The organism is Rickettsiales bacterium (assembly GCA_033762595.1).
Taxonomy (GTDB): domain Bacteria; phylum Pseudomonadota; class Alphaproteobacteria; order Rickettsiales; family UBA8987; genus JANPLD01.
Genome location: JANRLM010000109.1, coordinates 1 through 12,680 on the forward strand (window position 1 = coordinate 1; position 12,680 = coordinate 12,680).

Annotated in this window: 14 protein-coding genes; 4 read left to right on the top strand and 10 right to left on the bottom strand. The window is 35.0% G+C overall.

Annotated elements, in window-relative coordinates; translation table 11 throughout:
* The coding region (gene dapD, locus SFT90_07720; GenBank protein MDX1950363.1) for a 2,3,4,5-tetrahydropyridine-2,6-dicarboxylate N-succinyltransferase at positions 1–766 on the bottom strand (766 nt) is incomplete at its 3' end.
* A gap of 49 nt (positions 767–815) precedes the next feature.
* Here dapD and SFT90_07725 point away from each other — a divergent pair.
* Complete coding sequence (locus tag SFT90_07725; protein ID MDX1950364.1) at positions 816–1,310, top strand: CinA family protein; 495 nt, start codon at positions 816–818, stop codon at positions 1,308–1,310.
* A gap of 137 nt (positions 1,311–1,447) precedes the next feature.
* Complete coding sequence (gene lipB / locus SFT90_07730) at positions 1,448–2,080, top strand: lipoyl(octanoyl) transferase LipB (protein MDX1950365.1); 633 nt, start codon at positions 1,448–1,450, stop codon at positions 2,078–2,080.
* Here lipB and SFT90_07735 read toward each other — a convergent pair.
* The 8 genes from SFT90_07735 to SFT90_07770 form a co-directional block, all read right to left on the bottom strand.
* Entirely contained in the window at positions 2,075–3,082 is a 1,008-nt protein-coding gene (locus tag SFT90_07735; protein MDX1950366.1) for a metal-dependent hydrolase, read from the bottom strand. The two genes, lipB and SFT90_07735, sit on opposite strands and share 6 nt — an antisense overlap.
* Positions 3,082–4,323, bottom strand: a complete 1,242-nt coding sequence (gene gshA / locus SFT90_07740; protein ID MDX1950367.1) for a glutamate--cysteine ligase — start codon at positions 4,321–4,323, stop codon at positions 3,082–3,084. Before gshA ends, SFT90_07735 begins: the two co-directional genes overlap by 1 nt.
* On the bottom strand, positions 4,323–5,432 hold the full coding sequence (gene proB / locus SFT90_07745) for a glutamate 5-kinase (GenBank protein MDX1950368.1): 1,110 nt from the start codon (positions 5,430–5,432) through the stop codon (positions 4,323–4,325). The genes gshA and proB overlap by 1 nt, the downstream gene beginning before the upstream one ends.
* Positions 5,429–6,241 carry a hypothetical protein gene (locus tag SFT90_07750; protein ID MDX1950369.1) on the bottom strand — a complete coding sequence of 271 codons (813 nt, stop codon included), beginning with the start codon at positions 6,239–6,241 and terminating at the stop codon, positions 5,429–5,431. Before SFT90_07750 ends, proB begins: the two co-directional genes overlap by 4 nt.
* Before the next feature lies 1 nt (position 6,242).
* Positions 6,243–7,358, bottom strand: coding sequence for a glycosyltransferase family 4 protein (locus SFT90_07755; GenBank protein MDX1950370.1), 1,116 nt, complete (start codon positions 7,356–7,358; stop codon positions 6,243–6,245).
* A 68-nt stretch (positions 7,359–7,426) separates the two neighbouring features.
* Positions 7,427–7,966, bottom strand: coding sequence for a DapH/DapD/GlmU-related protein (locus SFT90_07760; GenBank protein ID MDX1950371.1), 540 nt, complete (start codon positions 7,964–7,966; stop codon positions 7,427–7,429).
* Positions 7,963–8,535, bottom strand: a complete 573-nt coding sequence (locus SFT90_07765; GenBank protein ID MDX1950372.1) for a class I SAM-dependent methyltransferase — start codon at positions 8,533–8,535, stop codon at positions 7,963–7,965. Before SFT90_07765 ends, SFT90_07760 begins: the two co-directional genes overlap by 4 nt.
* A 52-nt stretch (positions 8,536–8,587) precedes the next feature.
* Entirely contained in the window at positions 8,588–9,145 is a 558-nt protein-coding gene (locus tag SFT90_07770) for a glutathione peroxidase (protein MDX1950373.1), read from the bottom strand.
* 132 nt (positions 9,146–9,277) lie between these two features.
* Between SFT90_07770 and csrA the strand changes: the two genes are divergently transcribed.
* On the top strand, positions 9,278–9,475 hold the full coding sequence (gene csrA, locus SFT90_07775) for a carbon storage regulator CsrA (GenBank protein ID MDX1950374.1): 198 nt from the start codon (positions 9,278–9,280) through the stop codon (positions 9,473–9,475).
* Between the two features lie 6 nt (positions 9,476–9,481).
* Positions 9,482–10,798 carry a flagellar protein export ATPase FliI gene (gene fliI, locus SFT90_07780; GenBank protein ID MDX1950375.1) on the top strand — a complete coding sequence of 439 codons (1,317 nt, stop codon included), beginning with the start codon at positions 9,482–9,484 and terminating at the stop codon, positions 10,796–10,798.
* Positions 10,799–10,806: 8 nt separating this feature from the next.
* On the opposite strand, the gene SFT90_07785 is transcribed toward fliI, so the two are convergent.
* Positions 10,807–12,612, bottom strand: coding sequence for an acyl-CoA dehydrogenase C-terminal domain-containing protein (locus SFT90_07785; protein ID MDX1950376.1), 1,806 nt, complete (start codon positions 12,610–12,612; stop codon positions 10,807–10,809).
* Positions 12,613–12,680: the final 68 nt, after the last annotated feature.

Genomic DNA, 12,680 nt, shown 5'->3' on the forward strand with positions numbered 1-12,680 from the left:
CAGCGTAAAGAGATGGTGCATCTGGTGTTTTACCAGGTAAAGTGCCAGCCACAACAACGCTGTATGGTGGAACTTTTCCATAAAAAATCTCACCTGTCGCCCTATCAACTATCTTTGTAGAAGCACCTAAATATACACCCATTGAAAGCACTGATCCTTCACCAACTATAACGCCTTCAGCAACTTCACTTCTTGCCCCAATAAAGCAATTATCCTCAATAATCACAGGGTTAGCTTGCAGAGGCTCAAGCACTCCGCCAATTCCAGCACCGCCAGAAATATGACAATTTTTACCAATTTGTGCACATGAACCGATTGTTGCCCATGTATCAACCATAGTGCCTTCACCAACATAAGCACCAACATTCACGAATGAAGGAAGCAGCACCGCCCCTTTTGCAATAAAGGCAGATTTGCGAACTATCGCCCCCGGAACAGCTCTAAAGCCTGCACTTCTAAAATCTTGCTCACTCCAGCCATTAAATTTAAGTGGAACTTTATCAAAATAACTCGCTTGGGTAGCACCAAAAAATGTTCCACTTGGCATAATTGCGTTATCATTAAGGCGGAAAGATAGCAAAATCGCCTTCTTCACCCATTGATTAACTTGCCAATCCGCGCCGTTTTTCTCACATACACGAAGCGCGCCTTTATCAAGAATTGCCAAGGTTTCCTCAACGCTATCGCGAATTTCACCTTTTGTTTGAAGGTTAATTCCATCTCTTTCTTCCCAAGATTTTTCAATAATTGATTTAAGTCTATCCATATTAATTTTTAGTTGCTAGTTTAAGCACATTAATAAATGATGAGGATTTATGTTCAACCAAAATATTATTAAATTATCTGAAGAAATTATTGAAAAAGCGAGCCTCAGTAATTCTATGATAGCCCTTGCAGAAAGTTGCACTGGCGGGCTTATCTCTTCCGCACTTACTGAAATTGCTGGATCTTCCAAGGTTTTAGATAGATGCGCGGTTACTTACAGCAACCTTGCAAAGCAACAAATGCTTGATGTTAAGCCTGAAACGCTTGAAAAATTTGGAGCAGTATCAGAGGAAACCTCTAGGGAAATGGCTCTCGGCATTATGGCAAAATCTCAAGCTAAATATGGGTTTTCAGTAACTGGAATTGCTGGACCAAATGGCTGTTCAGAGCAGAAACCAGTTGGCCTTGTTTATATAGCTTTTGCTGATAAATTAACTGGTAGAAACAAATCTTTTAAGCATAATTTTTTAGGCTCAAGAAATGAAATAAGATTGCAGGCCGTAGAGGAAGTGCTAAAATTAGTCTTGGAGATTATCAGGCGCTAATTGTCACCCCGCATTTATTGCGGGGTTAATGGTGTAAAGTATTTCTAAAATGGAATTTTGAGAGCGTTTTACAATTAACCCCGCAATAAATGCGGGGTGACACAGAGTGAAAATAGCGAAATTTTATAATATCAAAAATGCAAATAACAATATCAAATAAACCAGTGGAATATTCAGAAGCCCTTTCTTACATGGAAAACAGGGTTACTAAAATAATCTCAGGCGAAGAATCCGAGGAAATCTGGTTACTAGAGCATAACTCAGTTTTTACAGCTGGCACTTCTGCAAAACCTGAAGATTTGCTTGATGATAAAGGATTTCCAATTTTTAATGTTGGTAGGGGCGGAAAATATACTTATCACGGCCCAGGGCAAAGAATTTGCTATTTAATGCTAAATCTAAAAAATCATTATAAAACCCCTGATTTACGACAATTTGTTAAAGATATTGAGCAATCCACTATTGATACACTGGCAGAGTTAGGCGTTAAAAGTTTTATAAGAGAAGGCAGAGTTGGAATTTGGTGTTTTGATAAAAAAGGACTTGAAAAGAAAATTGGTGCGATAGGAATTCGTGTTCGTAAATGGGTTTCTTTTCATGGATTATCAATCAACATAAACCCAAATCTAAAACATTTTGAAGGCATTATCCCTTGCGGAATTTCTGAGTTTGGCGTTACCTCACTAAAAGAACTTGGGGTTAAAATTTCTTCCAATGAATTTGATGAAATCTTTTTAAGAAATTTGAGAATTGGAAGTCTAGTTTTATAAATCTTCACCCCATAACTGCTTTTTGAAAATCGTAATTTTTTTATCGTCAATCTCTCTCGGAAAATGTTTGAAATAAGCATGTTTATTCGGGTGTTTTTCATCAATCAAAATACCCCACATTGGCTTTGCTGATGTAGCTGAAATACTATATCTTGCATCAATTATTACATTTGGCATTTCTTCTAAAGCACCTAAGAATTTATTTGAAAAAAAGTCAAATCTTGCAATATCATTATATAAAATTGAAGATTTATTCAAATTACTAAAACTACTAGGAAAACTGAGATGATTCAGACTTTCCCCCTCATAAATTTTTATATCACCAAGCCAATTACTTCTTATTGCATCAATAAAAATTTTATCCTTATAAATATAAGTTGAACGCCACAAAATATTATTTCCTATCGTTGGCTTTATTTCAAAATGTTCAATTTTATGATTTCTACTAATTGAGAGGTTTTCAAGGGTTTCCTCAACTCTTTCACGCTGCAAATATCCATTAAACAAATATAAAAAAACAAACGCGATAGAAAATATTTTTAGAAATTTAGTGCTTTTATAAGCAATTAAAATCACTAAAATCGCAAGCGGAATTGTGAATAGTGGGTCTATGATTGAAATAATACTCCAACTAACTCTATCATTTGAAAAAGGCCAGTAAATCCTAGTGCCATAACTAGTTGCGGCATCAAGCAAGCCGTGGGTTAAAATTCCTATTAGTGAGTAAGGATAAGCAAACTTAAATTGCAAATTTTTTCTAAAAATTAGCCACCAAAAATATGAAACTATCAAAGCACCAATAGGGGCAAAAAATATAGAATGAGTGAAATGCCGATGAAATTCTACTGCAAGCAAACTATCAGTTTTTGATCTAATTAAAACATCTAAATCTGGCGACATTCCAGCTAAAAAACCATAAATGCTAGCTTTTTTTATATGTTCTTTTTTTGAAATATTTTGTGCAGCTAAACTTGCTAAAAAGCCATGCGAGAAGGGATCCATCAAACCTCCGAAGTTGAGGCACAACTTGCTAATCTTGCGATTAAGGCTTGCACGGGGCAATCCATAGAGGCTTCTTTTTCAAGTGGATTTTTATTTACATCTGAAGAGCAATCCCTATCAAAACTATGAAATTCCATACCTTTAGAGTTCAAATTACCAAATTTATCTTGGTTAGAATTTATACGATAACTGCAACCAACTGCATTACCATTAACTAGATAAACTAGTGGCTCTGCAGTTTTCCCGTCATAAGTATCAATAGTTGGAATACCTTCTTGAATTATAACCTCGGTGTTCTCAACTCCTTCTTTAATTTTATCAAGGCTGTGGCGTTCTTTTTTGTTAATCTCCAAAATATCTGAAGGCTCTTTCAGCACCATTATTCCCATTCCATAAGTACCACTATTGGCTTTTACAAACAGATAAGGTTTTTCTGGAATATTATATTCATCATATTTTATTTGAATTTTTTTGAGTAGCTCAGAAGCATTATATGCAACGCACTCCAAACCCTCTTTTTCCCTAAAATTTATTTTTTCGCACTTTGTAAAAGCTGAAGAAATCAGCCAAGGATCAAAATTAAATTTTTCAGCAAATTGTCTTGCAACTAAATTATAAGAGGCAAAATGTTTGGTTTTTTTGCGTTGATACCAACCAAGCCCAATCGGTGGAAACACAGGCTGAATAAGATTTACAAGAATTTCAGGTGCTCCAGATGACATATCATTATTCACCAAAATTACATCAGGAATAATTTTTTGATTATTTTCTAGTAGAATAAAAATTTGATTATTTTCCCTTTGAATTTTGTGGTAAAAAATTTTATTTCCACTTGCAGTTTCAAGCTCTTTTTCATCTTCTAAAAACTCAAATTTAGAAGTAAAAACTTCCATTCCAGCCTGTTCTAAGATGTTTTTTATAGAAAAAACATTTTCTAAATAAAATTTATTTCTAGTATGATTTTCAGCAATTAACAAAATTGTTTTTGCATTAGAAAAATATTTTTCAAAGTAGTTTTTAGCTTGAAAACTCGCATTATTTTTTTGCTTTTCTGTTAACAAATTAAAACCCGCTGGAAATAAATTTGTATCAACTGGTGCAATCTTAAAGCCACTATAGCGAATATCAACTGAGGAGTAAAAAGGCGGCGATTTCTCTTGATATTTTTCTACGAACCAATTTTCAATTTCTTGCGAATTTTTTGAAATTATTTCAAAAATATTTTTTTTTACATTTAACATTACAACACAACCATATCATCAATGTGAATCACAGCTTCCCTGCCAGAGAAGCCTAAAATCCTTTCTATTTCTGAGGATTTTTTGCCTTTTATCAAGTTAATATCTTGAGAGGAATAAGCAACAATACCCTTCGCAATTTCAATGTTTTTTGCAGAAAAAACTGAGATTTTTTCACCCCTTTCAAACGAACCTTCAATTTTTATAACCCCAACTGCAAGAAGGCTTTTGTGAGCCTTTAGAGCTTTTTCTGCACCCTCATCAACAAAAACTTTTCCTTTACTTACTAACGAATTTAATATCCAAGTTTTACGAGCTTTTTCAGGCTTTTCTTGCGATAGAAAAAGTGAATATTTTTGCTTATTTTCAAAAATATTTTTGATTGAATTTTCCTTCAAGCTACTTGCAATTATAGTTGCACAGCCACTTTCAGCCGCAATTTTCGCGGCTTTTATTTTGGTAATCATTCCACCAGTGCCAGTGTTTGAGGTTGCATCACCGGCCAAAGCCTCAATTTTATCATCAATATTTTCAATCAAAGGAATATGCTTTGCGTTTTTATTTTTGCTTGGATTTTCGGTATATAAACCATCTACATCAGAGAGAATTATTAACAAATCCGCAGAAATCATTTGTGCAACATAGGCTGAAAGCCTATCATTATCGCCAAATTTAAGCTCCTCAGTAGCCACAGAATCATTTTCATTGACTATTGGAATTATATTTTTTGAAAGCAGAGTTTGAAAGGTATTCCTTGCGTTTAGGTAGCTTCTTCTATTCTCAGTATCAGAAATTGTGAGCAAAATTTGTGCCGTTTGCAAATTATGCTTTGAAAATAATTTTTGATAATTTTCAATCAATATAGGCTGACCAATTGCAGAGATTGCTTGCTTTTCCTCAAGTTTTAGCTTGCCTTTTTCTTTACCGAATAATTTTCTTCCAAGTGCCACTGCACCAGACGAAACTATCACGATTTTTTTTCCATCAGAGGTTAAATCAGAAATATTTTTAACAAAATTCTGAAGCCATTTTTTTCGCAAAACGAGATTTTCATCAACCAATGTTGACGAGCCAATTTTTACTACAATAGTTTTAGCAGATGAGATTTTCATTGATTAACAACTACATCAATGCCAGAAATTTTCAAAGGTTTATTTTGTTGAACGGCTTCAATTTCAATTTGTGCTAATGCATTATTGCCAACAATGCTCAAGATTTTTCCAACAGAAATGTCATCAGAAAGTATTTCTTTTTCAGTTATATTTTCAAGATTTTCATTGGCTGAAATTTTGTAAATAGTTTTCCTAATTGCACCCCTATGATGCGTTCTAGCGGTAACCTCCTGCCCTACATAACAGCCTTTTTTGAAATCAACGGCGTTATTCTCAATCATTCTAAATTGCAGTGGAAAAGATTTTTCTTTTTCTAGATCAAACTCACCTTCTACAACTAAATTATCAATTCTAAGTTGATGATATAATTTAATATCAGAACTTTGAATTTCCAAATTTTTAGATTTATTTTTTAGCAATCTATAACCCATATTTTCAGAACGAACATCTTGAAAAATTATTTGATTAGCTAGCTCATTAATTTGTTGATTGGTTGCTTCTATAATTTGAAAAACCTCAAAATCATTTGATAAATCAATGATTTTTACAGCAGAGCGAAGTTTGTAAATATTAAATTTTTTAAGAAGTAAATCTTTGTCAATTTCTGGGCAATCAATTAAATAACCACCATTAAAACCAATTATAAAAAAGTCAGAAATATATTTGCCTTGTGGCGTTAGAAAGTAAGTACAGATTGCGTCTTGAGAGTTTGCCTTGCGAATATCATTAGAGATTATCCCCTGCAAAAACTTCTCCGCATCACTGCCAGAAATTGATATAACTGAACGATTTAGTTTTATAAATTTCATTTTATCCAATCACAACCTTTAATGCTTTATCCAACTCTATTGAAACTTTTTCAAGTGAATAATTTGCAATTAATTTATTATAGCCATTTTCGGCAATTTTATTTGCTAATTCTTTGTCATCTAACAGTTTTGCAAGAGCTTCTGCGAGTTTACCAGAATGGTTTTTTTCAACCATTATGCAATCAATTTCATTTTCACAAATTTCTTCAGGACCTTCTGAATTTGTTGTAACAATCGGTTTTTTATAAGAAAACGCCTCAAGAATCACTATTCCAAACGGCTCATGCAGAGAGGGCAAGCAGAAAATATCAATTGAATTATAAAATTCCTCCTTATCCTTCACCCAACCAATGAATTTGACATAATCGTTGAGTTTTAGCTCGTCTCGTATGGCTTGCAGAGCAAATTGCTCCTCACCAATGCCACCAATTATGGCGTTAAATTTATAGCCTTTATCTTTTAACGCACCGCAAGCACGAAGAAAAATATCAACACCCTTTTTCTTTACAAACCTTGCCATCACGCCGATTGTAGGTTTATGGTTTATGGTTGATAGTTGATGGTTTTTTCTATCAACCATCAACCAACTACCATCAACCTTAAGCATATTCGGAATTACAAAAATTTTATTCAGTGGAAACCTGCTACCACCAATATAATTTTTCAAATTTTGTGTAATGGAGAATATATAATCTGCACTTAGCAGTGGCTTTATTTTATAATTATGTGCAACTGAAACAAGGATAGTTTTTGTTTTTGTGCAAGCCCATCTCAATAGAGAAGTTGGGCGGTTTCCATGGGCTATAACCGCTATTGGTTTTTCTTTTTTTATTAAATTATAAAGTTTAATTTTAGCGATAAAATCCCATTTTCCAAGCTGAGAGATTTCTATTATTTGAACTCCAGAATTTTGGAATTTCGGAACTTCAGATAAGTTTTTCTGAAGTTCTGAGATTCTGAAGTCCTGGAGTTCCTTAATTATCTTCGCCCCCTTACTCACCACGCAAATCACATCATAACCCTGCAAAAGCAAAGCCTGTGTATAATCCACAAAGGCTTGTTCAATACCACCCAAACCCTTTGCAAACATTGCGTTTATTATTCGTTTTTCGTTCATCCTATATCGTATATCTTTTTTTGTTCATCGTATATCGTTAATCGCTATCAACCATCAACGATTGACGATTAACGATAATCTGCCGCATCATTAACATAATTTTGAGCTGAAATCAGTATAAAATCTTTTTCCTGTTGTTTCATTTCACGCAGAAATTTTGCAGGGTTTCCAGCCCAAATTTTCCCTGCTGGAATTTCCTTTTTATAAGTTACCACCGCACCACCTGCAACCATTCCGCCACTTCTAACAATTGCTCCATCCATAATAGTTGCACTCATTCCAACAAAACTCTCGCTTTCAATAGTGCAAGCGTGAAGCATAGTTTTATGCCCGATTGTAACATTATCACCAATTATTGTCATGCCACCGCCCTGCCCTGCTGTATTTGCAGCAACCGAAGGCCTTGAAACATGAATCACAGAGCCATCTTGGATATTTGTTCGCTTGCCGATGCGAATATAATTCACATCTCCCCTTATCACGCAATTTGGCCATATGCTAGAATCCTCACCAATTTCTACATCGCCAATAATCACCGCACCCGCACCAATAAAAACTGATGGGTGAATTTTTGGATAAATATTTTTATGAGGTAAAATAAAATTCATATATTTTTATAAACAAAAATTTTTCTAAAGGTAAATACATCTTTTATTTTTATTGTATCAATAAGATTAAGGCTTTCCAGCTCAAAATTATTGCTTAAAATAAGGCAATTCTTGGGAAGTTCAGAATGCAATTTATCTGATAATTTTTTTACCGCACCGCAATAAAAACAAAAAACCGCATCAGCTTTTGAGATATTTTGATTATATAAATCATCTTTTATAATGGTTATGTTTTTATTTTTTCTGAACCGAAATTTTGAGAAAAAATAAGGAAAATAAAGTATATCAACCCCTATAATTTTTGCTTTTGGAAAGGCTTTAGCAAAGCCACTTATAAAATTACCATATCCACAACCTAAATCATAAAATACAAATTCTTTATCCTTATCAAAATATTTTTGAAATTCTTGAATTGAGAGGGAGATTGTTTTTTTATCAGTTGGCGTGCTTGGTGGCCAAACACCAAATAAAATTGTGCAGAGATAATAAGTGTTCAAAAAACCAACCCACAACACTGCTAGTAAAGCTAGAGAAGCAATAATAACCAAACCTATAGCAATATAATCCATAATATTAATATTAATTAAAATTAGGATAATTGCAGATTAGAAATTAGCAAATTTATTTTGCAAGTAGCTCTTCAATTTTAGAGGAAATTTTTTCTGAATCTGGCGTTGTGGTTGAAGCATACCACTCAGCAATTTTGCCATCTTTGCCAATTAGATATTTATGAAAATTCCATTTTGGAGTTCCTAAAGCTGAAACCTCATCAGCCGCAAAATTATAAAATGGGTGGGCTTCCTTACCTTTTACATTGTAAATTTTCGTTAAAGGGAATGTAATCTTGAAATTTTTTTGAGTGTATTCTGCAACTTCTTTTTCAGAATCTAATTCCTGACCGCCAAAATTATCAGAAGGCACGCCTATTAAAACGAAATCTTTATCTTTATATTTCTGCCATAATTTTTCTAACTCAGCAAATTGAGGGGTTAAACCGCACAAACAAGCGGTATTTACAATCATCACAACTTTATTTTTATAGTCAGATAATTTTATTTTTTTATTTTCTATTGATTCAAACTCAAAACCATAAATATCTTGAGGCTTAGAAGAACCCTCAGCTTTAGCACTTGAAAAGAAAAACATAGAAATAATAATTAGGGTTTTGATAAACTTCATAAATATCCATTTTTTTTAATCAAAATAAAATAATTCGTTAATTATGATAGTTAAATAAATTTTATTTACATTTTGAACAAATTATTTAAGATTTGATTATAAACAAACCGCCAGCAGGCTAAAGGTGCAAGTATGCTTTATCTCACTAGAAAAATCGGTCAATCAATTATAATCAACGATAATATTGAAGTGCAAATTGTAGAAGTAAAAGGAAAAACCGTTAAGATTGGCCTTGAGTTTCCTAAAACTGCATCAGTTTTGAGGAAAGAAATTTACGATAAAATTGTTGAACAAAATCTTGAAGCGAGCAAATCTTTTATGGGTGAGTAAAACTTTATGTTTGAAGCCACTTTAGATAAAATTTCTAAAATTTCTGATTATAAAATTTACGGCAAGGTTACGGCAATTAAAGGCTTGATGATTGAAGCAGAGGGGCTTGGTGCTTACACTTCACAAGGTTCAAAATGCTCAATTATAAACAATCTTGGAAATAAAATTTTATGTGAAGTTATCGCCCTTCAGGAAAATAAAATTTTTCTAATGCCTTTTTCTGAAATCGTTGAGGTTTCTATCGGTTGCAGGGTTGAGGTGGAAAATTCAATGTCTTACATTTACCCAACAGAAGAATGGCGTGGAAGAATTCTAAATGCACTTGGTGAGGCAGTTGATGAGAAAGGAATTTTAGCACAGGGGCAGAAGCCTTACGCTATTAAAAATCAGCCAATTCCAGCTCATAAAAGAAAATCAGTGGGCGGAAAAATTGATCTGGGCGTCAAAGCGGTGAATCTTTTCACAAGCTGCTGTTTGGGGCAAAGACTCGGAATTTTTGCAGGCTCAGGCGTTGGAAAATCAATGCTAATTTCCATGCTTACTAAATATTCTGATGCTGATATAAAAGTAATCGGTTTAGTGGGAGAAAGGGGCAGGGAACTTAAAGAATTTCTTGATAATTATCTTGGTGAAGAAGGCTTAAAAAATGCCGTTATAATAGTTGCAACTTCAGATGAATCCGCGTTAATGAGAAGGCAAGCGGCTTATCTAACGCTTTCTGTAGCAGAATATTTCAGGGATATTGGCAAGAATGTTCTATGCCTGCTTGATTCGGTAACTCGTTTCGCAATGGCACAAAGGGAGATTGGGCTTTCAGTCGGTGAGCCACCTGCAACAAGGGGTTATACGCCTTCTGTATTTGCTGAGATGCCTAAACTTCTGGAGCGAGCTGGCCCAGGGGCAGAGAATTCTGGCAATATCACAGGGCTTTTCACGGTTTTAGTTGAAGGTGATGATCATAATGAACCAATTTCTGACACGGTTCGCGGTATCCTAGATGGCCATATAATCATGGATAGAAAAATCGCTGAAAGGGGAAGATACCCCGCGATTGATGTTCTAAAATCTGTTTCAAGAACAATGCCTGCTTGTAATAGTGATGAGGAAAATAAAATCATCAGCACCGCCAAAAATTTACTTTCAACTTATAATGATATGGCAGAGCTTATAAGGCTTGGTGCATATAGAAAAGGCAGTGATGTAGCCGTTGATAATGCAATTAAATATTTCCCCAAAATTGAGGCTTTTCTTAACCAAAACCCCAAAGAAAATATGAACCTTGCAACTTGCTACCAAGAACTAAAAAAAATTTTGGAGAGTTAGAAAACCACCTAAGCCACTTCTAAATCAGGGATTTCCATATGTTTAACGCCAGCGGTTATTTTTGCAAGCAGTGAAAAATGCTCAGGCAGAATACGATTTAAGAAGAACCTTGCTGTTGCAAGTTTTGCTTCATAAAATGCTTTTTCAGAAGTTCCTGTCGCTAATTTTTCTAACGCAATTTTCGCCGATTTTGTCCAGATAAAACCTATCGCAACCAGTGAAAATAACCTCAAATAATCAACTGACGCACCAGCTGCTTCATCTTTATTAGCTAAGGATTTCTGAGCAATCCATAAGCTTGCTTGCCTCAAAGATTTCAACCCTTGATAAAATGGCTTGGTAAATTCTGCCATTTGTTCATTATCTTTATTGCTATCCACAAATTCCTGCGCTGGGTGGAAAAATCTTCTTAACAATCTGCCAGTTCCCATTGGCATTTTACGGCCGACTAAATCTAACGCCTGCACGCCATTAGTGCCTTCATAAATTTCGGTGATACGGCAATCACGCAAAAACTGCTCCATTCCATATTCTTTTATGTAACCATATCCGCCTAAAACTTGCATTCCAGTATGTGCCACCTGCGTGCCTTCACCTGTTAAATAGGCCTTAGTTATTGGCGTCATTAATGCGACAAAATCATCAGCCTCTTTGCGAGCTTCCTCATTTGGGGATTTATGCATTATATCAACATTTAACGCCATCCAGAGAGCAAGAATTCTGCCACCTTCCGCAAATGCCCTTTGTGAAAGTAACATTCTGCGAACATCAGGGTGAACGGTGATTGGATCAGCCTTTTTATCAGGATATTTCGCACCAGCTAACGCCCTGCCCTGCAATCTTTCCTTCGCATAAGCAAGTGCATTTTGATAAGATATTTCACCAATACCAAGCCCTTGAATGCCAACTAGCAAGCGGGCTTCATTCATCATTGCAAACATTGCACGAAGCCCTTTATGAGGTTCACCAACAAGCCAAGCCTTCGCACCATCATAATTCATTACGCAAGTAGGGCTTGCGTGCAAACCCATTTTATGCTCAAAAGAAGCACAATTTACCTTGTTTCTCTCGCCCATACCGCCATCTGCCAGAACATCAAACTTAGATGAAACAAAGAGGGAAATTCCCTTCACACCTTCAGGCGCATTAGGTAATCTTGCTAGAATTAGATGCACAATATTTTCAGCCGCGTCATGCTCACCGCATGAAATAAATATTTTATTGCCGTAAATTGCGTAACTTCCATCAGAATTTGCTTCCGCACGAGTTGTAATTAAACCTAAATCAGTGCCAGCTTGAGGCTCTGTTAAGCACATAATGCCTGTCCACTCACCAGTTGAAAGTTTTGGAAGATATTTCTGTTTTTGTTCTTCTGAGCCATAAAGATGCAAAGCCGAATAAGCCCCGTGTGTCAACCCTGGAATTAGCCCAAATGATAGATTTGACGAACAAACCATTTCAATAAAAGGCGTATTAATAACATTCGGCAAACCTTGCCCTCCATATGCTTTATCGCAAGCAAAACTGCCCCAACCATTTTCAACATATTGCTGATAAGCCTCTTTGAAGCCTTGTGGCAGAATAACTTTATTATATCCATCTTCACCTTTAACGAGCTTCAAACCCTCCGCATCACCTGATTGGTTTATTGGGTGCAGAACCTCCTCACAATATTTCGCCCCCTCTTCCAAGATGGCATCAATGTATGAGAGATCTTCAAAACCCTCCATTCCTGAATTTTGATATTGCTCAATATTCAACCACTCTTTAAGAGCAAATTGAAAATCTCTAACTGGCGCGCGATATGTTGGCATAAATTTCTCCTATTCTAATTCCTAAGCGGTTTTCCTGTATCAAGCATATGTTCAATTCGGTTTAATGT